Source organism: Planktothrix sp. PCC 11201, assembly GCF_900009135.1.
In the GTDB taxonomy this organism is placed as follows: domain Bacteria; phylum Cyanobacteriota; class Cyanobacteriia; order Cyanobacteriales; family Microcoleaceae; genus Planktothrix.
The window spans coordinates 114,622-140,094 of record NZ_LT797706.1 but is presented as its reverse complement, the minus strand read 5'-3'; the positions used below and the strand labels follow the sequence as shown (position 1 = coordinate 140,094).

Genomic DNA, 25,473 nt, shown 5'->3' with positions numbered 1-25,473 from the left:
TTTTAAGTGTCTACTTTTTTACGGTTCTGTAGAAATATTTTCTATCTTCCCTTTATACATACCTTGGGAAGATACACGCTCATCACTCCCAATCCCTACCGACACTGGCCCAATAAAAAAGCAACCCGGGGTAAAGGTTGCCTGATAAATATTTAGATTGGTTGGGTTCTAATCGTCTAGCTGGTAGATGATTTTGATTAGCCGTTTCACTTCATCATCATCAGTATTGATCCCGTTAGCTTTTAATTCTCCTATAGCTACCTGATAGGGCAGAGGATAGCTACTAGCTTGAGATGCTAATTCATTAGCTAAACCTATAGTTTTTCGGTTGTAATGCTGTTCAGATGCACTTAAAGAGTGTCCCATAATATCAGCAATTAAACCTTCTGGTAAACCGGATAGCTTGCCTAGCATTTTACCTAAATGTCTGAAGCTATAACCTTGAGTTGTTGGACATCCCCATCGTTCAAGGTTTTTTCCAAAGCCTTTAGCGAAACCTCCCGCTATAGTATCCGGCTTCGATTTAGCGTCCGGTTGATACTCTGGTATTTTTGGGACATTCTGGATGTCCAACAACTCAAGTATCTCTCGATTCCGACATAGGGGATAGCAAAAACGACCGCCTGTTTTATTAGTAATAAAATGCTTGTTACCTTCTGTATCGGTAACAGTGAAACCATTGCCTAAAATTAATAACATTTTAGGATTATTAATTTTATCACTGAAAGCAGGGTTTAGGTTTTTAGAATCACCGTATTGTTTGCCTTTTTCACCCCATAGGGCTTTAACTTCATTATCGGTAATGGGTTTGTGCAAATTAATTACACTCATGACTTCAGCCGGGCGTAGACCGTAAACTATGGACACTTTAAATACCCATAACCACCCCAATCGTGCTATAGCTTGACTTTCTGGCATTTGTTCGATTAATTTTTCCTGTTCTTGTAACCATTTAAAGAATTGCTCCCAATCGATAGCTTGTTTGTTTTTAGGTCTAGGTTTTTCGACTCTTATTCTTTCTAGTTTGGGTAAGATTTGCTTTTTGACATTATCAGGACAATAACTAATTATCTTTTTAATTTTGCCCAATGCTTCATATTTTTTAGAATTGTCTGGGGACGCATCCCAGAATGCTTTTGTATTTTCCCAGTCTGGGAACGCATCCCAGTCAGGACATTTAACAAAAAATCTTTGATATGAAGTATTAAAACTCATTTCTGTAGATGCACATTTAACACGTTTTTCACCCGTAAACTTATGCCGTCCTGAGTAATACTCATTTTCAATAATCTCGAAAATTTGACGGTAAGTCAGGCGGTCATCCGCTCCTGCTCCCTTGATGGGAATAATATTTTGGTTGAACCATGTTTCCCAGTCAGAGGCATTAATCCCATCTCGTTTACACTCATTGAGTTTCTGTCTGAGTTTGATACATTTGTCCAGAAACTTATTAATCCCTGAGATGCTCCACTCACAGCCGGAAGCTAGGCTTGTGCGTTTCCCTCCTTTCCATGGCTCAATAAACTTGAAATTGAGCCGGGTTTCAACCCGTTGGGCTGTTCCCTTGGGTATTAGTGGTNGTTTGATTGGGTGATGGATAACTGTGAGTCAATGACTGCAAAGACCGCCACGGAATACCTGGGATATACAGCACCATCTAACGGGGTTATGATTCGCAGCAGTAATGCTCAATGGCAGTTTAGACCGGATATCCCTTTAGTTGAATATAAGGACGGGAAAAAGAAAGTTAGAAAATATTTAACCCCCAGGGAAGATGAAGGGTACGACGCAATGCTCCTAAACAATCCCATGTACCCTGACTACTGGACTAACCTTGAGAAGTTAAAGGAACGGGCGTATATCATAGACGGCGTACCCTGTATTGCCATAACAGAGGGTGCATTTAAGGTGATGGTAGTGATGGATAACGGCATCCCCTGTGTGGCTGCGCTAGGGGTTGAAATGGGATTAACTCCCAAGAAAAATGACCCGCAAGGGAAAAGATATTTAGTAAGAGTCCTAGAGAGACTAGCTAAAGCGGGTTTTGGATTCTTGATGATGTTTGACGGTGATATCGCTACAAATATAGATGTTACGAACGCCCTAAAAAAACTTGGCCATCAACTAGGATTGTTTAACAGTCCTGTTCATGTAGCTAGTTGGACTATGACAAGTGAAAAAGATAAAGGTGTAGATGATTACATCCTTAATAACGGGTTTCCTCAATTCCGTAACGAAGTATTGGCACGGGTTCAACCCTTCACAGATTGGTTAGCTAAGGTTGATCAAGAGTTTAAGGATAGGGGGATTAATGCAGATGATTTACCGACTAATATTCCTGAAATTGAGGCGAAATTTACAAAAGCCAAAATGATTGTCGGGGATAGAATCCGGTTCAACGAATTGACCAAAGAAATTGAATTTGATGGTAAACCCGTAGGATTTGATGAGTTTAAACTAAAGTTAGCTCTTATGTTTAAACTGGATTTAAAGTGTAACAAAGAAGATTTAAAATCTATTGTTATTCAGATTGCAGAAGATAACAGTTACAACCCTATCAAAGAATACTTTAATCAATGCAACGAAAGTCACTCCGACACATCTATTTTAGATGGGATAGCTAAACGATTTTTTGGAACTAATAACCCACTTTATCAAGTATTTGTTAGAAAGTGGTTAATATCCACAGTAGCAAGGGTTATGAATCCTGGGTGTAAGGTGGATACAGCGTTAATCTTGCAGGGGGAACAGGGAACAGGTAAGTCTACATTTTTCCGTGTATTAGCAGGGGATGAATGGTTTTGTGATGATATGGGGAGTGTAAGTGATAAAGACCAAGTTCTCAAAATGCACCAATCTTTGATTACTGAATGGGCGGAGTTAGAGAATATTTTTAGTAAGTCAGATATCAGCAAGGTTAAAGGGTATTTGTCATCTTCAACAGATAAAATCAGACTCCCTTATGGGGCAAGAACAAAGTCAATGCCTAGAATGGGAACTATTGTAGGGACAACTAACAAATTAGACGTCCTCCGTGACCCCACAGGCGACCGCCGCTTCTGGTTAATACCCGTGGCTAAAAAGATCCCTATTGACCTTTTGAAGCAAGAACGCGACGCGATATGGGGAGCGGCGGTACAAGCCTACAAGAGTGGCGAAACGTGGTATCTGAACAGCGCTGAACAGAAACAATCTACCGCTAACAATGAAGCATTTTCGGCGACTTCCCCCTGGTTAGATGACATTGAGAACTTCCTAGAGGGTAAAGCAACTGTTACCACTGATGAACTATTAAACCTGATGGGAATTAGCAAGGATAATCTGAGTCAGGTTAAGCGCGCCCAAAGCGAGATATCCGATGTCATGACCAAACTAAAATGGGTCAAGACTGAAAACTTAAAGGATGATAACGGCAATCGTAAACGGGGTTACAAGCGTCCTGTAGTAACGGTTCCTGATACAGAGGGAGATACACAATCCCCTTACACAACCCCCCCTAGCTGTGTAGATGACTGTGTAAGCTCAAACCCCGACACAGAGGGAGATACACAGTTTACACGGCCTACACAGCTAAAAACACAAAACTTTGAAAATATAAAATCAGATCCCGTACCGATGCCTAAACCAGAAGGGTTCAAGGTTGGTGACAGGGTGATAGAGGCGTGTCAGAAAACCGTTGACGGGCATAAACTTTATGGAAGCGTTGTTGAAGTAGAGGAGCCACGACGGGACGGTATGGGGGGTATCTATAAGGTCATGTGGGATAACGCCTCAATCCCTGGGTTGATGAACAGCGTCTATGAGCATGATATAAAACCCTATCAAGGCTAGTGTTTGTCTAAGGGGGGTTTTAAGTGTCTACTTTTTTACGGTTCTGTAGAAATATTTTCTATCTTCCCTTTATACATACCTTGGGAAGATACACGCTCATCACTCCCAATCCCTACCGACAAGCCCCATAAAAAAGCAACCCTGGTTAGAGGTTGCTTGATAGATATTTAATTTTGTCTTAGGCTCTAATCGTCTAGCTGGTAGATGATTCTGAGTAGCCGTTGAATGTCTTTATCCTTGGTATCTACCCCTTGAGTTTCTAACTCCCCTATGGCAATGTTTAAAGGCAGGGGATAACTGGATGCTGAAGATGCCAACTCATTGGCTAAAGCAATCGTCTTGCGGTTATAGAACTGTTCACTTGCTGATACTGAATGACCCATGTTTTGAGCCAACACACCCAATGGTAGTCCTGACAATAAACCCATCATTTTCCCTAGGTGTCGGAATGAATAACCCTGAGTTGTTGGACAGTTCCATAAAACGAGTTTATCTCTTAATTTTTTTGAAAAACCTCCGGCAACACTAGAGGGTTTAGATGTACTATCGGGGATATATTCTGGTGCTTCTTGGGGTAATAATTGAAGATTCAAGTGATTTAATATTTCCTTATTCTTTATCATTGGATAACAAAACCGTCCCCCTGTTTTGTTAGTGATAAAGTGCCTGTTCCCTTGCGTATCGGTTACGGTGAACCCATTACCTAAAATTAATAACATTTTAGGATTATTTTTTTTATCATTGAAAGCAGGGTTAACGTTTTTAGAGTCACCGTATTGCTTACCTTTTTCGCTCCATAGTGCTTTCACTTCTCTGTCACTGATAGGCTTGTATAGGTTAATTGCACTCATAACCTCAGCAGGTCTTAACCCGTAAACTATAGCCATTTTAAACACCCAGAGCCAACTCTCCCGCTCGATTGCTTGCCTTTCTGGCATTTGTTCAATTAATTTTTCCTGTTCCTGTAACCATTTAAAAAATTGCTCCCAGTCAATAGCTATTGTATTTTGTGGTTTTGGCTTTTCGACTTTAATTCTGTTTAGTTTGGGTAATATTTCCTTTTTAACGCTATCAGGGCAATAACTAATTATTTTTTTAATTTTGCCTAACGCTTCATATTGTCGTGTATCTTCTGGGAACGATTCCCAGAATGTTTTAACGTTATCCCAGCTAGGGTAATCATCCCAGCTAGGGCATTTTAGAAAATAATTAGTATAGGCAATCTGAAAACTTCTCTGGCAACTAACGCTATCCTTTGAGCGTTTCTCACCCGTAAATTTATGCCGTCCTTGATAATATTCATCTTCGATTATCTCGAAGATTTGACGATAGGTTAAGCGGTCATCGGTTCCTGCTCCCTTGATGGGAATAATATTTTGGTTGAACCATGTTTCCCAGTCAGAGGCATTAATCCCATCTCGTTTACACTCATTGAGTTTCTGTCTTAACTTCAGGCACTTATCCAGGAACTCATTAATCCCTGAGATACTCCATTCACATCCTGACGCTAGGCTTGTTCGTTTACCCCCCTGCCATGGCTCAATAAATTTGAAATTGAGTCTGGTTTCAACCCGTTGGGCAACACCTTTAGGTATTAATGGCTCAATAGCTAACCAATGCTTTAAGACATCCCCATACGTTACAAAGCCCCCTACAGTGACATTATCCGGTCTATCCATTTTCTATCCATTCCTTTCTAGGGTTTGATTTTTGGATAGACTATGGAACGATAGAATCAGTGTTGTAGACTAACTAGCAAGTTCAAATCTTGTCACCAGCTTTTGTGATATGTGACTCAATATATAATAATCTTTGAAATTCCGTTGTACAAAACCTTTGGGTTTTACTCCTGAAAAACTAGGATCAACCGAATCACAGCAAAAATGCACTCATTCACGATTTTATAAGGGAAATGCTCGAATGTTCAAACGAATTTTAGCAATGGCTTTAGTCTGTTTTAGCCTTAGCTTAACAGGTTGTATATCCGTTGGCGCGGGATTAAATAGTTTCGTGGATACCGCAGATGGCTATGAATTTATCTATCCTAACGGATGGACACAGGTGAGTGTCTCGAATGGCCCTGATACGGTACTACACGATATGATTGAACAAAGTGAAAATGTTAGTGTGGTAATCAATCCGGTTTCTAATCCGAATCAAAGCCTCGCCGAAATTGGCACTCCCACTGAGGTAGGATATACATTAAGTAAAAAAGCGATCGCTCCAGAAGGTTCAGGACGTACCGCAGAACTGATTAGTGCAGAATCCTTTGAAAAAGGATCGAATCTTTATTATTGGTTAGAATACGCGGTACAACTTCCGAATGAACAAAAACGGCATGATTTTGCTAGTGTTACGATTAGTCGCGGAAACCTATTTACATTAAATGTTTCCACGACGGAAAGACGTTGGGAAAAAGCTCAACAACTTTTAACACAAGTGGTGCAATCTTTTAAAGTTTATTAATTGAGTTTCATGAATCAGCCGAGTCGAATCACATTTATTTTAGCTTCTGCTTCCCCGGCGCGTAAACGGTTATTAGAAACTATTGGAATTCAGCCGATGATTCTCAAAAGTGATTTTGATGAATCTCAAATCGAAGATTCTAACCCGGTAGAATTAGTCCAAAAACTTGCCCAATGTAAAGCAGAAGTTATCAGTAAAAGATTAAGGAATCAACCTAAAAACGAGGGGGAAATTCTGTTGGTTTTGGGATGTGATTCGGTTTTGGCTGTTGAGGGAGAAATTTATGGCAAACCTGCTAATATAGAGGAAGCGATCGCCCGTTGGCAAAAGATGCGGGGTCAAGTGGGACAACTCCATACGGGTCATGCTTTAATTAATGTTTCTACCGATCAAATATTAGTTAATTCCCAAACTACTAATGTCTATTTTTCTGATATCTCTGATAGTGAAATTAAAGCTTATGTTGATACTGGAGAACCCTTAAACTGTGCTGGATGTTTTGCGATTGAAGGGAAGGGGGGTTTATTTATTGAAAAGTTAGAAGGATGTCATACCAATGTCATAGGATTAAGTTTACCTTTATTAAGAAAAATGATCCAAGAATTGGGATATAATATCACCAACTTCTGGTAGGGTTCGGTCATCAATACGCCCGCACCACAATGTTAAAAAAAGCCACCACAAAGACACTAAAACACTAAAAGGCCGATCGCCCTTGTGTAGTGGGCGATCGCGATTTAACCTACTGTCGTGCCATAACGATCTTCAAACGCTCCTCGGGGTCAATAAAATGGTCGTGGTTATCCATACCCACGTCGATCTGTACCCAAGCAATTTTTCCGGTGAAGCGACTACTTTTTAGATTGTAGTCGGGAGTTACGGGTGTACCCGACTCGTAGCCCACATCGGTGGTCTCGTCTGCCGAAAAGATAAATGCTTGAGTTTGTTCCACACGACCCGAACCCACTTGTTGGCCGTCGTAGTAGAGTGTGACGTTGCCACCCTTACCCAAACCGCCACCATCGTAGGCAAACTCCATTCGCACTTGATGTTTCCCCGTTGAGATTGGCTGTTGGGCTTCGGTAACATAACGATTGATACCCAGGACATTATAGACAAACTTGGCTTTCCCTTCATGGGCATAGACGCTCCAACCCCCTAACCGACCGCCTTGGGCAATAATCACACCTTCTGCTCCCTCTGGGGGAATTTCCAGTTGCGATGTCACGGAGAAGGATTTGTTCTTGATATTGACAACGCTGTTTTCCGAAAGTCGTCCCATACCTGTAAAGAACAACTGCGAGTTCCCCTGAATCAAAGTCGGCCGGCCCGCTATTTCAGGATCAATCCGTTCCACCTGGCGATCATCCAATGGCAGAACATTATATTTAACCGCCTCAATCAGAAATTGACGTTGTAATTCGTGCAATTTCTCTGGCATCTCTTTGGAGAGGTCATGGGCCTGTGTCCAGTCCTTGCTACCGTCGTAAAGTTCCCAAACATCATCATCAAAGGGCAACATCTGTTGACCAGTCATCACCCAGGGGGTGCGGTGCTTGGTAACAGCACTCCAACCTTTGTAGTAGATGCCCCGGTTGCCAAACATCTCAAAATACTGCACCTCATGACGTTCTGGAGCCTGGGCATCATTGAAGCTATACACCATGCTTGTCCCTTCATAGGGGCTTTGCAGCACCCCATTGACCATGGTTGGCTCAGGAATGCCTACCATCTCCAAAATCGTCGGAGCCAGATCAATCACATGGGTGAACTGGTTGCGGATACCGCCTTTTTCCTGGATTGTCTTGGGATAGCGGACAATTGTGCCGTTGCGAGTCCCGCCCCAGTGGGATGCCACCTGTTTCGTCCATTGATAGGGGGTATCCATCGCCCAAGCCCAAGCCACTCCATAGTGGTTATAGGACTCAGGAGAACCAAATTCGTCCAGCTTAGACAACAGGAATTCCGGTGTCTCCAGGGCAGCCAGACCGTTGAAGTTCGCCATTTCGTTGAAGGCGCCATGAATTGTCCCTTCGGCGGAGGCCCCGTTATCGCCAATAATCACATAGACGAGGGTATCATCGAGGATTTCTAACTCCTCCAGGGTCTCGATCAACCGCCCGACTTGGTGGTCAGTGTGTTCCAGAAAGGCTGCATAAACCTCCATTTGCCGTTCTAACACGGTCTTAAATTCGGGGCTCATGTCATCCCAGGCGGGTATCTCCTGATGACGGGGTGTTAGCTCCGCATCGGGGGAAATCACCCCTAGTTGCTTCTGTTGGGCAAAGGTAATTTCTCGTTGCCGATCCCAGCCGTGAGCAAACTTGCCTTTGTACTTCTCGATCCATTCCTTGGGAACGTGATGGGGGGCATGGGTGGCACCGGGGGCAAAGTACATGAAGAAGGGCTTATCGGGCATCAGGGCCTTCTGTTGGCTCACCCAGGAGATGGCTTTATCCCCTAAGTCTTCCGTCAGGTGGTAGCCTTCTTCGGGGGTCTTGGGTGGCTCAATGGGAATTGTCCCTTCATACAGGGCTGGCTCCCACTGATTATTTTCCCCACCAATAAAGCCGTAGAAATACTCAAATCCGCCACCGCCTGTGGGCCAAGCGTCGAAGGGCCCCATGGGGGAGGTTTGCCAGACCGGAACTTCGTGGCACTTGCCTAAATAAGCCGTCGAGTAGCCATTCAACTTCAGTGTTTCTGCTAGGGGGGCTTTGGTATTGGGACGCACGGAGCTATAGCCGGGGGCAGCCGTGGCGGTTTCAGTGATATTGCCCATGCCCACGGAATGATGATTCCGTCCGGTGAGTAATGCTTGTCGGGTGGGCGCGCAGAGGGCGGTGGTGTGAAAGCGGGTGTATTTTAGTCCCTGGGATGCTAATTTCTCGAAGTTTGGGGTGTTGCAGGGGCCACCAAAGGCACTGGACGCACCAAAACCCACATCATCAAGCAGAACAATCAGGACATTGGGCGCACCTGCGGGCGGGCGCAGATCTCGAATCGGTGGATATTTGGTGTCTGGATCTTTGGCATCGTAAGTGGTTGTCCCGATCTGAGGGCGGTCAGGAATCGGGAGAATTTGGCGTTGAATTGGATCGTTTGCTGTCATTATTAATAGGTTTTTCTAAACTTTTCTAAGTCTATCTAAAATAATCGATAAACGGAAGTTGTCACCAGGGGCAAAGTAGATACCAAGTCTTTGTTTAAATGCCAGTATGCTAATTCTCGTCCCGCGTTACTAAATATAAATTAAAAATATTCGTCATTTATTTTATGACCAAATTGGTGTTTTTTAGAAGTAAATACCTAACCCGGCGATTAGAAATCGCGTCTACACAGACAAAACCCACCTTCGTGGGTTAAGAACCTTAATTTTGCGTTAGTCCACGAAGGTGGACTTGGTTTGTGTAGTAGCGAATTATATTCGCCGAATACTTTTCTTTTATTTCAATTATTCTTTATTATGGGGTTGACCGAGTTAAGAAATGGTGCTTAAACCCTACGGGGTTGGGTTAAGTGAATAAGCAGGAGAGGGGAAAGATTAAATATTCTAGGAAAAACAGTTTCCAAATAAATTGATAAAATCTGCTAATGGATTGTTTATCACTTAAATCGACTCGGAAACTTCCCCACCATAATACTGTTAATAAGACTAAATGACTTAATCCTAAAAATATGGGATTTATCGAATATCTTAATAGAAAACTGCCAAAAATCATGCCTAAATAACAAATAGTCAATATCCATCGAGATAAATTAAATACTGTTACAGTTCCTAATTTAATGGTTAGGGTGTTAATCTGGAATTGGCGATCGCCTTCTAAATCAGGAATATCTTTAAAAATTGCGATCGCAACGGTAAACACCAAAATAAATAATGTTAACGCCCAAACCGCAGGGGGAATTATCGGAATTGATGATATTGATTTTGCCGATAAAATCCAACTTAGGTGTAAATATAACCCTAAATTAACAATAATTCCTCGGACTGTAAAAATACAAAATGCCGCCCAAAAATGGAACCGTTTTAAGCGAATGGGCGGTAGGGAGTAAGCCGTCCCCAATAGCAAACTAATCGTTACCATTCCCAATAAATAATGGCCTTGAAACGCTGCAATGCTTAACGCCGAAATTCCGGTTATTCCTATAATTAGTTGAGCTTGGAAACGGGAATATTCCCCCGATGCTAAGGGTAAATTAGGTTTATTAATCTGGTCGATTTCAATATCTTCAAGTTGATTTAATCCGACAATATAAATATTACCACAAATACAAGCTAACCAACTCCAACATAAAGCCAGGAAACTGAAATCAAACCCAGGAAATTGCCTAAACTCACTAATAGCAATTAAATACATCCCCAACACGCTTAAAGTTGTACCAATAATGGTATGGGGACGGGAAAATTTCCAAAAAGAGTATAACTCAGGGAATTTTTTTTCAATCCAATTAGGAGAAGAAACTACCACAGACACAGAAGAAGTTTTTGTCATATTTTCAGAGATTTCCAGGTAGGGAGAAGGCGCGCCTCGCCCCTACGATGAATTGAATTTTGATCCTTATGTACAAATGATTTAGACTCGCTATATCTCTCAAATGCTATCCTATTTTATGCTAGTTTCTCCTCCCTAATTCCATTAAGATTATTTGGGTGATTCTAAGCGCCAACCAGGTTTAATTACTTGACGTTCCCGGGCAATAGCTAAACTATCATCGGGGACATCATCCGTAATAATAGAACCTGCCGCCACAGTAACATCATTTCCCAGGGTTAGAGGGGCCACTAAAACACTATTTGATCCGGTTTTAGTCCGATCTCCGATTGTTGTTCGGTGCTTTTTCACCCCATCATAATTAGCGGTAATTGTTCCCGCCCCAATATTAACCTTATCTCCTAATGTGGCATCTCCTATATAAGATAAATGGGCAACATTAGTCCGATTTCCCACTTCAGTATTTTTCAATTCTACAAAGTTGCCAACCCGACATTGTTCTCCCACCTTTGCATGACCCCTTAAATGGGCATAGGGCCCAATGCGGGTTCCGTCGGCAACAACACTATCGGAAACGACGGAAAACTGCACAGTGACATTTTTTCCCATCTGACTGTTTTCAATTAAACTTCCTGGGCCAATTCGACTTCCAGTTTGAATAATCGTGTTTCCCCTTAAGTGAGTTTGGGGTTCAATAATCACATCGGGTTCTAACTTGACTGTATCATCAATCGTGACACTATCGGGGTCAATAATTGTTACCCCCGCCGCCATCCAATCAGTTTTTACCCAATTTTGTAAAACCTTATAGGAATTAGCTAGATCTTTGCGACTATTAACCCCTAAAATTTCTCGATAATCTTCAACATCCACCGCCATCACTTTATCCAAATGATGCACCGTATCGGTAAGATAATATTCCTGTTGATCATTATCGGCTTTTAGGTCGGGTAAAATTTTCGCTAACTGTGGCCAATTAAAACAATAAACCCCGGCATTAATTCGATGATTTTGCCTTTGAGCATCGGTACAATCTCGATGTTCAATAATTTGATTAACTAAATTTTGACTATCACAAAATACCCTACCATATCCCGTAGGATTAGGTAAATGGGCTGCTAATAAAGTCGCCCCGTTTCCATTTTCTTTGTGGATTTTAATTAACTGCTCCAAAGTGTCAGGACGTAATAACGGAACATCCCCATTTAAAACCAATAAATCCTCGGTAAAGTCTTTTAAATAGGGAAGTAATTGTTGAATTGCATGACCTGTCCCTAATTGTTCAGTTTGTTCAACAAATTCTAAAGCTGGTTGCGTATCCGTTTGTTGAAGACTGTCACAAACTAAATCAGCGCCATAGCCCACAATCACTAATCTACGGGAAGGTTGCAATCGAACACAACTTTCTAAAACCCGTTGAACTAAAGTGCGTCCTCCCAACTGATGCAGAACCTTGGGAAGATCAGATTTCATGCGAGTTCCGCGTCCCGCCGCTAAAATTGCTACCGCTACCATTTAATGTCCGGGTGTCAATTGTAAGTAACAGACACGATCATCGCATCCTCAACTATCTTTTCACAAGATGGACTCACTGCGCCATCGTTTCTTCCAATGGGAGGTGGGTTCAAGGGTGCAGGTGTCTTGTTCAGCTTGACGTCGCAGGATAATCTTTTCCGCCGTATCAGATAAACTGGGATCTCGATAGGGGACGGCGGCGCGGGTTTTGAGGTGTTCTTGTTCTTTGGGAGACAGGGGAGGTAAACCCCTGGGGTCAAAACTGGCTATTGTCCCGGGTGTACGTCGCCCCACCGGAGAGGTAGAAGCAATTTGTAGCCCCGCTTGGATTAAAGCACTTCTGGCCGTCGCTGAACAGGAATAGGTGGCTAAATCTCCCTGGGGTTTGAGACATTGGCCAACTAGGGTTAAAAATTCTACTGTCCACAGTTGGGGACAATGGGCGGGAGAAAAGGGGTCAAGGAAAATTGCATCGGCTTTAAACCCAGAATTGTAAACGGTTTGAATTGTATTTCTAGCATCGCCAATCATTAAATTAGCGTTGAATAATTCGGTTTTTAGATAATGATTTTGGGCTAGTTCTTTTAGGATTTCTTGGATATAATCAGGATAGGCATTAAGTAAATTATATTCTAAGGTTACTTGGGGAATTCGTTGATCAAATTCCAAGCCAATCCATTCTATTTTACAATTAGGATTAACTTCCCAAATCGCGGTTAATGCTGCTGCTGTATTATAACCTAAACCATAACAAATATCAAGTAAAAATAGGGGGGATATTTTAGATTTTTTTCTTAGTTGTAAGGGTTCTACAAATTTGCGTTCTGCTTCCTGTTTTGCCCCAAAATGACTATGAAATAATTCTCCAAATTCCGAGGAGAAAAAGGTAAACGAACCATCGGCGGTTAATTGGGGCGTTAATTGTTCATTTTCGATCATCTTTCCTCCTTTGTAGGGTGTGTAAGCTGCTCGCACGCACCATATAACTAATAACGAAACCGGGTTTGGTGTTCGATCAAGTTATAACTTGAAATTCAACATCTTCATAAAGATCAGTCATCGGACAACGAAAATCCAGACTCCCTAAATAAATTTCTGGTTCTGATATATAAGGATATAAAACCCATAATCCCTCGGAATTTTTTCTAAAACATTCTACACTAATTCGATCTTGAGCAATTAAAACATATTCTTCTAAGGTTTCTAACTGTCGATAATCTTCAAATTTTTTACCTCGATCAAATCCTTCTGTTCCAGGGGAAAGCACCTCAACAATTAATTTAGGATATTGTTTAAAATATTGAAATTGTTTATCTCTAGGATCACAGGTGACAATCACATCGGGATAATAATAGATATCTAAAACTTCAATATCAGCTTTCATATCCGCCATATAAACCCGACATCCTTTTCCTCTTAAATGGTTTCTTAAGGTAGATGCAATATTGAGGGAAATGGTAATATGGGCATCACTCGCCCCCGCCATGGCATAAACTTCTCCTTGAATATACTCATGCTTGACCAGACTATTTTTTTCACCTTCGAGGTACTGTTCACGGGTAATATAGGGTTGAGGATTAGCAATCATAACTATTCTCCTAATTTATGTAAAAAATCTTAAATCAATTCTATTCACGAATCAGATATGATAATTATAGAATAAATTCTACCTCCTAAGTAGTAAGCCCTTCAGGGCTGACATTTTATTGTAAATAAACTTTACGGTAAATATTGCCATGATTCAACCTCAACTGATTGTTTCCCCCGCATGGTTAGCAGAACATCTCGAAGATCCTAATATTGTGATTGTAGACTGTCGGTTTTCCTTAGCCAATCCCCAACTCGGACAACAACAATATCAAGAAAGTCATATTCCCGGAGCATTTTATTTAGATTTAGACCAAGATTTATCAAGTCAGATTCAAAAACACGGCGGACGTCATCCCCTACCAAATCCAGAAAAATTATCTAAAAAATTATCAGAAATTGGCATAACTTCTGAACAGACTTTGGTTGTCGCTTATGATGATTCTCGGTTAGCTTTTGCTTCTCGTTTATGGTGGTTATTGCGTTATTTTGGGCATAAAAAAATTGCTTTATTAGATGGTGGTTTTAGCCAATGGAAAAATTCAAACTATCCGATTAGTTCTAATATTCCTACTACAAAATTAGGACAATTTACGCCAGAAATTCAGTCAGAAATGCTGGTTAATATTGAAACAGTAAAAGCTCGAAAAGATTTACCCGGAGTTGTGCTAATAGACTCCAGAGAACCGGAACGCTATTTAGGAAAAACCGAGCCCATTGATCCCATTGCCGGGTGTATTCCGGGAGCGGTAAATTATCCTTGGCAAGAGGTGACAGAAACCACAGGTTTTGTTAAAATAAACGAACAATCCCAACGCTGGGAAAATATTAAGGACTCAGAAGAAATAATCGTTTATTGTGGTTCGGGAGTCACCGCCTGTGTGAATTTATTTTCCTTAGAATTAGCGGGAATTGATCAAGCTAAATTATATGGGGGAAGTTGGAGTGATTGGTGTTCCTATTTGATAGAAGAACAAAAATCATAAATTAATTATATTATGGGAATATAATAATCCTAAATGACTTGTAATCATTTAAGATATCCCTGAAATCACTAAAAGTCCATTCCCCATTCCCCATTCCCCATTCCCTATTCCCCATTCCCCATTCCCCATTCCCCATTCCCCATTCCCTATTCAGAATTAACTATTATGCAAACCCTAGAAAAACCCACCCCATCTTTCCTTGATACTCCCTTAATTATTGCGGGAAAAACCTTTAAATCTCGGTTAATGACCGGAACTGGAAAATATCGTAACCTCCAAGAAATGCAGTACAGTATTGAGGCAAGTGGTTGTTCGATTGTCACCGTCGCCGTTAGACGAGTCCAAACCCAAGCCCAGGGACATGAAGGGTTAGCCGAAGCAATTGATTGGAGCAAAATTTGGATGTTACCAAATACCGCCGGATGTCAAACCGCAGAAGAAGCAATTCGGGTAGCTAGACTTGGACGGGAAATGGCAAAATTATTAGGACAGGAAGACAATAATTTTGTCAAATTAGAAGTAATTCCTGATAGTAAATATTTACTTCCTGACCCGATTGGCACCTTAGAAGCGGCGGAACAATTAGTTAAAGAAGGCTTTGCCGTATTACCCTATATTAACGCCGATCCTCTGCTGGCGAAACGTTTAGAGGACGTTGGCTGTGTGACAGTAATGCCCTTAGGGTCTCCCATCGGCTCAGGACAAGGGATTAGAAACGCTGCCAATATTGCCATCATTATTGATAATGCCACGGTTCCCGTCGTTGTAGATGCCGGAATCGGTACGCCCAGTGAAGCTGCTTTGGCAATGGAAATGGGGGCGGATGCGTTATTAATTAATTCGGCGATCGCCTTGGCCCAAAATTCAACCGCCATGGCCAGAGCCATGGGAATGGCCACCGAAGCCGGACGTCTAGCCTATCTCGCTGGACGGATTCCGGTCAAAAGCTACGCCCAAGCATCTTCCCCCCTAACTGGGACAATCACCAGTTAAATTGTCAATCCTGAAATTATTAAGTTTTTCCATGGAGTGTAAATTTTTGTTAAATTTTTGTTATTCTTGATCCCAGATAGTAACTTATGGATTTTTCATCATGCCTTATATCAATGAAGAAGGTGGACGTCTAAATAACTTCGCAGTGGAACCGAAAGTTTATACAGCTGAACCCCCTACCAATTCACAAAAGCGGAATTATATTATTGGTGGTATTGCTGGGATTGCCCTGGTAGGGGGTTTATTAGTCCTTGCCTTCACCGTATCCTAAAATATCGATCATTCAGTCCGGGCGGGTTTTGGGTATTTTGGGGTTTGTTAATCGTAAAAAACCCGCCTTATTTGGATAAAACCACAAAGACACTGAAGACACAACGAATAGAAATAGGGGTGAAAAACTCGCCTCTCTCCTGAACCTGAACCGCTAGATGGAAGAAGATAATTAGATATTCTAGGTGATGGTTTAAGGGTTGATAATGGCGATGAGCAGTAATTGTTCTATTTTAGTTTCGGAGACTCATCAGCAAACCTATAATCGCTTACAACAAGCGCTAGGTTTACAACTTCGCCGTCAAGTTTTTATTGCTGTTTGTGATAACTTAAATTTGCGAAATCATTTGGTGCTACGGTTACAAACAGATTTTTTATCTACAAATCAGATAAATATTGCACCACAATCTCAAATTTATCCCGCTTTAATCAGTTTAAAACTTGATTTAAGTGATCCGAATCCTTTTCAAGCAATTACCAAGTGGTACGCTCAAAATAAATCGGATTATAGTAATCAAGACTTGATCGGATTTCAAATTTTAGGGATAGAACATCTAACCCGTCAACCTCCAGCGATGCAATGGTCATTTTTAAGGTATTTGCGAACCTTAGAAAACCATCTTGATGGGTTGGAATTTAGTTTTCTGCTGTGGATTTCTACCCCTTGGTTATATTGTATTCAACAATCTGCACCAGAGTTCTGGGAGCGACGCACTGGGGTATTTGAATGGATCAGTGATCCAACTCCTAGTGATTTGGAGTCAGAGACAATTTCCTTAGATTCTGCTAATATTTCCCAACCTATTGAAAGTGATAGAATATCAGACCCTGTGCAGGAAATTCTGGATCAAATTCAGCAATTTGAGCAACAGTCTGCCCTCCTTCCCCTCCGCCAAGCCTATCGCCAATTAGGAAATATTTACCGCGATCGCATCATTGCTGGGGAACATTTAGAAGTTCACTATACCCTAGCTATTCAAGCCTATGAACAGGTTTTAGAAATTATTCCCGAACTTGATAAAAATTCTATTTCTTCCGATGATCAGGATGATTCTATTCATGTTTTTAACGATTTAGGTACTTTATATTGGATGGGATTTCGCCAAAGGTTTAAAGATAATTTAAAGTCTCCTGATTCCCTTGACTATTTAGAAAAAAGTATTATTTTTTATCAAAATGCTTTAATGAAAATCGATCCAGAAATTCATCCTAATTTATATATACAAGTCCAAAAAAATTTGGGGACAGCCTATGCGGATTTAGCCAATTGGCAAGATACTATTAAAAATTTAGAGCAGTCAATTATTGCCTATAAAGAGGCATTATATTATCTGAATTTGAACGTTTATGAAATCAATGCTTCCCGGATTCAAGACTATGCTACTATTCAAAATAATCTAGGAACGACCTATTGGAAATTAGCCCAAAAAACCCAACCAATTCCCCATCTAAAAGCCGCTATTGTCGCTTATACTGAGGCAATGGGATTTTATACCCCCCAACAAGATCCCCTGAATTATGCCCTGCTACAAACCAATTTAGGGACAGCCTATTGGACATTAAGCCAACATCAGCCCTCAGCCAAATTACTATTACAAGCCATTCATGCCTATCATCAAGCCTTAACCTATCGGACAACCACCTCCGCCCCAATCGCTTGTGCAGCTACCTATAATAACTTGGGTATCGTCTATTGGCATTTAGCGAACCACTATCAGAATCCAGAAATTCGGGCTAAATTTTTAAAAAGAGCGATCGCAGCCTACCAAAAAGCCCTCTCCCTTGTGGCGGATCTGAGTCCAGCCCAACTGAATTTTGATCCCCTAGCAACCCATAATAATTTGGGATTGACCCACTACCAACTGGCTACGGACTCTCATTTACACCTGGAAAAAAACACTCGAATTGCCTACTTAAAAGCTGGACTCAAACATCATGTTAAAGCTGTTATTAGTGAGTCAAAACAGCAATTTACAGAAGATGTTATTTTTGATTCAAAAACGACGGAGCATCACCAAACTACTTTAGGTTATTTACTGCGAACCATTCGTGCCTTCTATCAGGAGTCGGGACTAGAAGGACAAAATCAAGCCTTATCTCAAATTCCAGCCCATCTACTGTCTGAAATATTACCCAAAATATAGGTCTAAAGTTGTGTCCTAATTCAGCTAAGAATAATATTAAATAAATAGCCGATACCAATAATACCAAGGGTGACAATGCCAATAAATATAGCCAGAAGTTGGGGACGGAGTACCTTTTTCAGAATCACCATTTCTGGAAAAGATAGGGCTGTTACTGCCATCGTAAAAGATAATACTGTTCCCAGGGGCATTCCCTTATTAACTAAGGCTTCCGTAATGGGCATAACTCCCGCAATATTAGCATAAAGTGGTACACCAAGAATAACAGCAATGGGCACAGCCAAAGGATTATTTGCGCCAGCCCATCTAACGATAAATTCTGTTGGTACATAGCCATGAATCAGAGCTCCAATGGCAATTCCTCCCACCACATAAGGCCAGACTGATTTAAGAATTTCAATTGACTGAAACTTCCCTTGTTCAAACCGTTCTCGCCAAGTCATTTGATTTAGATCTAAGTCATCATTTTGGGAGATATTCTGACGATTTTTTTGTAACTCCCAAACAAAAGGTTCAACCCATTTTTCTAGTTTGAGTAAACCGATGAGATAACCCGCACTAATTGCCAATATTACCCCAAAGCCAATATAAAATAAAGTTACTTTTAACCCAAATAATGCCCATAATAGAATTACAGCCACCTCGTTGACCATCGGTGCTGAAATTAAATAGGAAAACGTCACCCCTAGAGGAACTCCTGCTTCTAAGAAACCAATAAATAAAGGCACAGCAGAACAAGAGCAAAAGGGGGTAATAATTCCCACCAAAGCAGCAACGATATTCCCGCCTAATGTGCGTTTACCTTCTAACCAATTTCTGACTTTTTCCGGTTCTAAGAAACTTTGAAAAGTCCCAACCAAAAAACTAATTACGATCAGCAAGGTTAAAACTTTAGGAACATCATATAGAAAAAAGTGCAGACTAGATCCCAGATGAGATTCCAGCGACAACCCAAAGATTTGGGTAACAATCTGAGTCGCTAACCAATCAAACGGATAAAAGGGATCAAACATATAGAAATCCTATTTGAGTTGTGTTTAAAATTTTGGGGTAAAAGGGAACAGGGAACAGGGAACAGGGAACAGGGAACAGGGAACAGGGAATAGGGAATAGGGAATAGGGAATAGGGAATAGGGAATAGGGAATAGGGAATAGGGAATAGGGAATAGGGAATAGGGGGAGCAGAAGCAGTGCGAGCGTCCTCGCTCTCTGAATATCACCCAAAACCCATTCGTAATTCGTAATTCGTAATTCGTAATTACCTATTGCTTTTGCAATAAAGATTGAATTTGATCTGAAGAAATCACCTTTCCTTGAGTGACAACTTTGCCATTAATTGCCAGGGCGGGTGTGGACATAACATGATGTTTGGCAATTTCAATCGGATCGGTAATGTGTAATAATTCCGCATCAAGATTGAGAGTTGTGATCGCTTCTTTGGCATTTGCTTCTAGTTGCTGACATTTCTTGCAACCTGTTCCGAGTATTTCAACTTTAATCGTGTTCATGGCTTAATTTATTGTTAAATTTGATAGGATAATTGAGCCTGACTAGGTAGGGATTGAAAATAGAAGTTTTGGATGATTTTCATTGAGCTTTGATATCAACGGCATTAAGTTGATTTCCTTCTGCTGTCGGGCAAAGATCGATCAGGCTTTGATAGCCCTGTTTTTGCATATTATTGATTTTCGTCAAATCCGTAATACTACTGATAGCCAGAGAGTCGTTAATCACTGCAAACATCTGTTTTCTCCAAAAAATAGGCCTAGTCATCCCACAAATCATCATAGAGCCTATACTTTGGTATAAGGTCAAGGGGATTGAAGAAATTTTTTCAACGCCTGTTGTGCTTGTGATTAAAAGTAGTTCTGGAAATCTTGCATCAATAAGTGCTTAGGTAGTTCAACCGTATATTCACGCAGCGTGAGGACACTGGCAATACAGGGGTTTGACGATGCTCCCCCATACTTGCTGAGATGCGTGGGCAGCTACCAAATTTGGGGGATATGGGTGTTAAACCTGATCGGCAGATGTATCGGTATTTTCCTCTAAGACAACACACTGTTTTTCTGGATGATTCGGATCAAGATTGTGGCCACAGCGAGCAACTAAAGGTAGAAGTTCCTCTCGCAAAGCCTGTAATTGACGGATATTTTCGTCAATAGCCTCTAGTTTATTGAGTAGGCGATTTTGAACCTCCGAACAGGTAAGCAGTTGTCCATCTTTCAAGGCTAGAATTTCCTTGATTTCCTCCAGACTTAGGCCCAAGGATTTAGCCCGAACAATAAACGCCAGTCTTTCTAAATCCTGTTGACTGAACAGCCGATAACCAGCCCCAGTCCGTTGTGGTGGGGGAATTAACCCAATGCGTTCATAAAAATAAACAGTTTGGGGATTTAGTCCTAGACTACGAGAGACTGCGCCGATTTGGAACATTGATTTAGTGATTGTAGGTTAGACTCTGTAAAGCAATACGACTAAATTGGTATGTTATTGGGTGTAAGTTCAAGTTTTCCATTAACATTGAGATGTCTGTTTAAGAATCTGGCTCAACCTTCTGCTGAATATGCGTGGTTATGGTATCTGTAAAAATCCTCGTAGTTGATGATGATCCGGCAATACGGAACCTAATAAGTCGCTATCTTAGCCAACAAGACTATCAGGTTGAAATGGCGAGTGACGGCCATTCCGCATTGGAAAGGTTTGAACAGTTCAATCCCGACTTAGTGGTATTGGATCTAAATTTGCCGGATACAACAGGTTTAGCATTGTGTAGGGAAATGCAAAGTCGAACCAGTGTATTTATTCTAATGCTAACCAGCGAAAAAGATCCCAAACTCGGATTAAAGGAGGGAGCAGATGATTTTGTGACCAAACCCTTTGATTTAGAAGAATTAAACCTTCGGATCAAAGCAATTTTGAAGCGGCAACGAAATCCAGTAGATACACAACCTAAAAATTTAATTTATGGGGATTTAACTATTGATCCGAATCGTCGTGAGGTTTGTATTAGTAGTGAATTAATCGCCTTAAGTGCATTAGAATTTGACTTGCTGTATTGTCTAGCCCGCAAACCCGGTAGAGCCTGGCGACGGGCAGAATTATTGCAGGAAGTTTGGGGTTATGAGTATGAAGGGGAGCAGCGCGTTGTCGATGTTCATATTGGTCAGATTCGTAAAAAAATCGAACCGGATGCGGATCAACCTTCCTATATTAAAACAATTCGGGGTGTGGGATATATGTTTGATCGGCGCACGGGTGAACGTTAATTGTCATGGGTAATTGTCCTATATTCTTAACTGTTCATGCCCGATCATCAATCGTTAAATTCTCACGGGCTTTGTAGTTATGACCTCAGCAAAGATTCTTGTCGTTGATGATGATCCGGCAATCCGAAATTTAATTAGCCGTTATTTAAGCCAACAGAATTATCAAATAGAAGTAGCGGCTGACGGTAAGACGGCGTTGAAAGTTTTTGAACAGTTCAACCCCGATTTAGTCATATTAGATTTGAATTTGCCGGATACAACGGGTTTAGCATTATGTCGAGAAATGCAAAATCAAACTCACGTTCTGATCCTGATGCTCACCAGTGAACAAGATCCCAAACTAGGGTTAAAAGAAGGAGCGGATGACTTTGTAACCAAACCCTTTGATTTAGAGGAGTTAAGTCTGCGAATTAAGGCAGTTTTAAAACGCCGGATGTCAGTACCTAACTTAGATCCCCAGAATTTAACTTATAGGGATTTAATCATTGATCCTAATCGCCGAGAAGTTTATCTCAAAGGCGAATTAGTAATATTCAGTGCCTTGGAGTTCAATCTGCTTTATTGTTTGGCAAGTAAACCAGGTAGAGCTTGGAAACGCGCAGAACTATTACAAAAAGTTTGGGGTTTTGAAGATGATAGTATCGAAGACGGGCGGGTTATTGATGTTCATATTGGTCAGATTCGTAAAAAAATTGAACCTGATCCCAAAAATCCTTTTTTTATTCTAACGGTTAGAAGTGTCGGTTATCGTTTCAGTTCAGAGGCAAGATTATCACTATAATATTTGTGGTTTATTGTCTACTCCAGTCTACCTGCTGTCTACGTCCCGTCTTCTGTCCCATGTTCTACTATGCCTAAGTTGGGTCAATCGTCATTTCGCCGGATTTTACTGTCGCAGATTTTACTGCTTAGTCTTCCTGTGCTGCTGGTGGGAGAATATGTTACCTATAGAAAAGCACGTTCTGGTTTACTCGAAACAGCCCGATTAAATTTAACAGAAAGTGCGAGTAAAAAAGCACAAACCATTAATGAATGGATTAATTTCAACAAGTCCGGTTTGACGATTGCTACCAATAATATTGTTTTACAACCCGAAAAATCTAAACAGTATTCTGTGGTGCTTTCCCAACTTCAGGAGCAGTTTTCTCCCTTGGTTAGTTGTCTGCAATTGACTGATTTACAAACGCAACAAATGGTTGCCAGCACCTGTGGAAAACAGCCTATCTACTCCATTTCTAAAAACTTTTGGCCGTTAAAAAAACAGCAAAATTCTGAGATTTATATTAACTATTTAGTTCCTGGCCTTGATCAAAAAAATTCAGAATGGCGAAACCAAATTAAATTGGTATTCAACTCTCCAATTTATATCAACCAGAATAATGAAAATCAATTAAAATATGTGTTAAGTCTGCAATCAACTTTATATTTAGAATCAAAAGAACGTCCTAAATCTTTAACGGGATTTACCGTTATTATTGATCAAAGTGGAACAATTATTAGTCATCCAAGTTTGAATAAATTGGGACGGAATATTCAAGAGCAAGCAGATGCTAACCGACTCAGCCACCTATTATCTAATGCGTTAGAGAGGAAAAAAAATTCTTTTATTCATTTATTTTCTTTTGATCAATCAGGTAAAGAACTACTAGCGGGATATGATTCAATTCCTAGCCCCATTACCTCAGAAAACGATAAGCAATGGGTGGTTTTAGCGGTTGTTGATTTACAGCAAGCTCTATCGGGTTTAAAAGATATTAAATCGTTATTAATTTTCTTGGTTTTATCTTTAGTCATTGCCAGTATTATTGCTGCGGTTTATGTTTCTAGGGATTTAGCGATTCCTTTAGAAAAATTGAGGGATTATGCAATCAAAGCCAAGAACTTAGATAGTCCGGGTGACGTTCCTGATAATCTCAAAATTCGAGAATTTAATCAGTTAGCTGAAGCTCTCAATACGATGGTAGCAAGTCTTAGGGCTAGGGCGCAAGCCTTAGAATATGCGTCCAAAGAAGCCCAAGTTGCTAATCAATTAAAAAATGAATTTTTACGAGTTGTTTCTCATGAATTAAGAACCCCTTTAAATGGGATTATTAATTCAATTAGTCTGATTCAAGATGGTTTATGTGATACCAAAGCCGAGGAGGAAGAATATCTCCAAATCGCCTCGGATTCCAGCCAACATCTATTAAATTTAGTTGATGATATTTTAGATATTGCTTTAATTGAAGAAGGCAAGTTATCCGTGATGCTTGAACCAACGGATTTAATGCAAATTGTGAAAGATGCGGTGAATTTGCAAATGTTGGATATTCAACAAAAAAACTTAACAATTGACTTACCTACCCTCGATAAACCTATTATTGTTCAGGCTGATCCTGATAAATTAAAACAAGTTTTTATTAATATTCTGAATAATTCTGTCAAGTTCACTAAATCGGGAGGAATTATCATTTCCACTCGGATTGAATTTGCCACCAATTCTCTAATTGAAATGCAGAATAATACCGCCTCAAAATCTACGACCGCGCGATATCAAGTTGTAGTCACCATTACCGACACTGGAATTGGTGTGGCCTTGGGACATCAGCAAAAAATCTTTGAACCCTTTGCCATGGCCGATGGTTCAACCACAAGAGAATTCGGAGGAATTGGATTGGGTTTAGCCATTTCTCGCAGTTTAATGCAAATGATGGGGGGTTTTATTACCCTGGATAGTCCAGGTTTAGATCTCGGAACCAGTGTGATGATTAGTATTCCCCTATCTGATACTAATACAAAATCACCTGAAACTCAAAATGCTATTGCTTCCCATCCCATGATCGCTGAATAGGATTGAAAACGGCTATAAATTTATAGGGTGTCCTCCTTGTTTTAAAGATTCACTCAACCCGCACAAAATATTAACTAATTCTGCACCCACCCATCCCGAAGAAATTGAGGAAAGTCGATGATTTTGAATAGAATTAAGAAAATGATCACAAACTTGGGCTAGGGGTTCCCTGGATTCAATCTCAATCACTTCTCGATTTAATCCGGTGGCTTTCCAACTGTTATCAATAACATCAAAATAACCCTGTTGAATCGTCAGAGGAGATTCCGATTGTAGTTCATCAAAAATTAAAGTTCCCTGACTTCCCACCACCGCTAAACGACGTTGTTTGTCTGGGTTTAACCAACACAAATGTAGAAAGGCTTCAAACCCACTGGGATAGGTTAAATTAGCAATCACTAAATCCGATAATCCCGATGCGGGTTGTAACCAAACCGTTCCCGTGGCCTTCACCTGAATCGGTTTTTCCCCTAACCAACTATTAAAAATAACAATATCATGAATTGCTAAATCCCATAACGCATCCACATCTTGCCGCACTGGTTCCAAATGGGTTCGGGTGGCGTAACCATATCTTAATTCCCCTAATTTCCCCGATTCAATCACGGTTTTTCCCCGTTCTACTGCCGGATGAAATAAATAAGTATGATCGACAAAAAGTTGTAGCTGTTTTTGTTCGGCTAGGTGGCATAATTCCAACGATTCAGTCACACTTAGGGTTAAGGGTTTTTCGGTAAAAACATGACAACCTTGGGCTAAGGCGTCGGAAATTAAAGAAAAATGTGTAGCCGCAGGGGTGGCAATCGCAACTGCATCTATATTAGGTAAATTCCAAATTGTTGAACTATCGGTCGCTAAAATCATATCGTCGGGTAGTTGAAACTGTTCTTTCACCGCTTGTAAACGGTCAGGATTGGGATCAGCGATCGCCACAACTTTAGAATTAGGGTGTTGATTAAAGTTACGAATTAAATGAACTCCCCAACGACCAGCACCAAAAATAGCAATATTAATCATAGGAATGGGGAATGGGGAATGGGGAATGGGGAATGGGGAATGGGGAATGGGGAATGGGGAATGGGGAAT

Annotated in this window: 22 protein-coding genes; 10 read left to right on the top strand and 12 right to left on the bottom strand. The window is 40.8% G+C overall.

What is annotated here, in order from left to right; translation table 11 throughout:
* Positions 1–168: 168 nt before the first annotated feature.
* Entirely contained in the window at positions 169–1,215 is a 1,047-nt protein-coding gene (locus tag PL11201_RS17740) for a site-specific integrase (protein ID WP_079680224.1), read from the bottom strand.
* Between the two features lie 396 nt (positions 1,216–1,611).
* On the opposite strand from PL11201_RS17740, the gene PL11201_RS17735 reads away from it, so the two are divergent.
* Positions 1,612–3,831 carry a VapE domain-containing protein gene (locus PL11201_RS17735; protein ID WP_159451555.1) on the top strand — a complete coding sequence of 740 codons (2,220 nt, stop codon included), beginning with the start codon at positions 1,612–1,614 and terminating at the stop codon, positions 3,829–3,831.
* A 185-nt stretch (positions 3,832–4,016) separates the two neighbouring features.
* Here the strand turns inward: PL11201_RS17735 and PL11201_RS17730 are convergent, their stop codons facing one another.
* The gene (locus tag PL11201_RS17730) at positions 4,017–5,510 is read right to left on the bottom strand and encodes a hypothetical protein (RefSeq protein ID WP_079680222.1); all 1,494 of its coding nucleotides are present in this window, start codon (positions 5,508–5,510) and stop codon (positions 4,017–4,019) included.
* Positions 5,511–5,751: 241 nt separating this feature from the next.
* Here PL11201_RS17730 and psbP point away from each other — a divergent pair, with 241 nt between their 5' ends.
* Both psbP and PL11201_RS17720 read left to right on the top strand, forming a co-directional pair.
* A complete protein-coding gene (psbP, locus tag PL11201_RS17725) occupies positions 5,752–6,297 on the top strand; it encodes a photosystem II reaction center PsbP (protein WP_079680221.1) in 546 nt (181 codons plus the stop codon).
* 9 nt (positions 6,298–6,306) lie between these two features.
* Entirely contained in the window at positions 6,307–6,930 is a 624-nt protein-coding gene (locus PL11201_RS17720; RefSeq protein ID WP_079680220.1) for a Maf family protein, read from the top strand.
* A gap of 109 nt (positions 6,931–7,039) precedes the next feature.
* On the opposite strand, the gene PL11201_RS17715 is transcribed toward PL11201_RS17720, so the two are convergent.
* The 5 genes from PL11201_RS17715 to PL11201_RS17695 form a co-directional block, all read right to left on the bottom strand.
* On the bottom strand, positions 7,040–9,409 hold the full coding sequence (locus tag PL11201_RS17715) for an arylsulfatase (RefSeq protein WP_079680219.1): 2,370 nt from the start codon (positions 9,407–9,409) through the stop codon (positions 7,040–7,042).
* Positions 9,410–9,812: 403 nt separating this feature from the next.
* A complete protein-coding gene (locus PL11201_RS17710; RefSeq protein ID WP_079680218.1) occupies positions 9,813–10,793 on the bottom strand; it encodes a homogentisate phytyltransferase in 981 nt (326 codons plus the stop codon).
* A gap of 150 nt (positions 10,794–10,943) precedes the next feature.
* Positions 10,944–12,308 (bottom strand): bifunctional UDP-N-acetylglucosamine diphosphorylase/glucosamine-1-phosphate N-acetyltransferase GlmU, encoded by a 1,365-nt coding sequence (gene glmU, locus PL11201_RS17705; RefSeq protein ID WP_079680217.1) that lies wholly within the window; start codon positions 12,306–12,308, stop codon positions 10,944–10,946.
* A 60-nt stretch (positions 12,309–12,368) separates the two neighbouring features.
* Positions 12,369–13,247 carry a tRNA (5-methylaminomethyl-2-thiouridine)(34)-methyltransferase MnmD gene (locus PL11201_RS17700; RefSeq protein WP_079680216.1) on the bottom strand — a complete coding sequence of 293 codons (879 nt, stop codon included), beginning with the start codon at positions 13,245–13,247 and terminating at the stop codon, positions 12,369–12,371.
* A gap of 76 nt (positions 13,248–13,323) precedes the next feature.
* On the bottom strand, positions 13,324–13,896 hold the full coding sequence (locus tag PL11201_RS17695; protein WP_079680215.1) for a Uma2 family endonuclease: 573 nt from the start codon (positions 13,894–13,896) through the stop codon (positions 13,324–13,326).
* Between the two features lie 148 nt (positions 13,897–14,044).
* Here PL11201_RS17695 and PL11201_RS17690 point away from each other — a divergent pair, with 148 nt between their 5' ends.
* The 4 genes from PL11201_RS17690 to PL11201_RS17680 all read left to right on the top strand — a co-directional run bounded on the left by PL11201_RS17690 (position 14,045) and on the right by PL11201_RS17680 (position 18,288).
* Complete coding sequence (locus PL11201_RS17690; protein ID WP_079680214.1) at positions 14,045–14,881, top strand: sulfurtransferase; 837 nt, start codon at positions 14,045–14,047, stop codon at positions 14,879–14,881.
* A gap of 165 nt (positions 14,882–15,046) precedes the next feature.
* Positions 15,047–15,874 carry a thiazole synthase gene (locus PL11201_RS17685; protein WP_079680213.1) on the top strand — a complete coding sequence of 276 codons (828 nt, stop codon included), beginning with the start codon at positions 15,047–15,049 and terminating at the stop codon, positions 15,872–15,874.
* 100 nt (positions 15,875–15,974) lie between these two features.
* Positions 15,975–16,145: a photosystem II assembly protein Psb34 gene (gene psb34, locus PL11201_RS26170; RefSeq protein ID WP_144017809.1), complete on the top strand. Its 171-nt coding sequence runs from the start codon at positions 15,975–15,977 to the stop codon at positions 16,143–16,145.
* 211 nt (positions 16,146–16,356) lie between these two features.
* On the top strand, positions 16,357–18,288 hold the full coding sequence (locus tag PL11201_RS17680; RefSeq protein ID WP_079680212.1) for a tetratricopeptide repeat protein: 1,932 nt from the start codon (positions 16,357–16,359) through the stop codon (positions 18,286–18,288).
* 20 nt (positions 18,289–18,308) lie between these two features.
* On the opposite strand, the gene PL11201_RS17675 is transcribed toward PL11201_RS17680, so the two are convergent.
* The 4 genes from PL11201_RS17675 to PL11201_RS17665 form a co-directional block, all read right to left on the bottom strand.
* Positions 18,309–19,301 (bottom strand): permease, encoded by a 993-nt coding sequence (locus PL11201_RS17675; protein ID WP_079680211.1) that lies wholly within the window; start codon positions 19,299–19,301, stop codon positions 18,309–18,311.
* A 249-nt stretch (positions 19,302–19,550) separates the two neighbouring features.
* Entirely contained in the window at positions 19,551–19,796 is a 246-nt protein-coding gene (locus tag PL11201_RS17670) for a thioredoxin family protein (RefSeq protein WP_079680210.1), read from the bottom strand.
* Positions 19,797–19,875: 79 nt separating this feature from the next.
* Positions 19,876–20,061 carry a hypothetical protein gene (locus PL11201_RS26165; RefSeq protein WP_144017807.1) on the bottom strand — a complete coding sequence of 62 codons (186 nt, stop codon included), beginning with the start codon at positions 20,059–20,061 and terminating at the stop codon, positions 19,876–19,878.
* Between the two features lie 240 nt (positions 20,062–20,301).
* Positions 20,302–20,724: a heavy metal-responsive transcriptional regulator gene (locus PL11201_RS17665; RefSeq protein WP_079680209.1), complete on the bottom strand. Its 423-nt coding sequence runs from the start codon at positions 20,722–20,724 to the stop codon at positions 20,302–20,304.
* 140 nt (positions 20,725–20,864) lie between these two features.
* Here PL11201_RS17665 and PL11201_RS17660 point away from each other — a divergent pair, with 140 nt between their 5' ends.
* From PL11201_RS17660 to PL11201_RS17650, 3 genes are all read left to right on the top strand, one after another.
* A complete protein-coding gene (locus tag PL11201_RS17660; RefSeq protein WP_079680208.1) occupies positions 20,865–21,557 on the top strand; it encodes a response regulator transcription factor in 693 nt (230 codons plus the stop codon).
* Positions 21,558–21,636: 79 nt separating this feature from the next.
* Entirely contained in the window at positions 21,637–22,338 is a 702-nt protein-coding gene (locus PL11201_RS17655; RefSeq protein WP_079680207.1) for a response regulator transcription factor, read from the top strand.
* Between the two features lie 69 nt (positions 22,339–22,407).
* A complete protein-coding gene (locus PL11201_RS17650; protein WP_079680206.1) occupies positions 22,408–24,387 on the top strand; it encodes a sensor histidine kinase in 1,980 nt (659 codons plus the stop codon).
* A gap of 12 nt (positions 24,388–24,399) precedes the next feature.
* Here the strand turns inward: PL11201_RS17650 and PL11201_RS17645 are convergent, their stop codons facing one another.
* Positions 24,400–25,404 carry a Gfo/Idh/MocA family protein gene (locus PL11201_RS17645; RefSeq protein WP_079680205.1) on the bottom strand — a complete coding sequence of 335 codons (1,005 nt, stop codon included), beginning with the start codon at positions 25,402–25,404 and terminating at the stop codon, positions 24,400–24,402.
* Positions 25,405–25,473 lie beyond the last annotated feature (69 nt).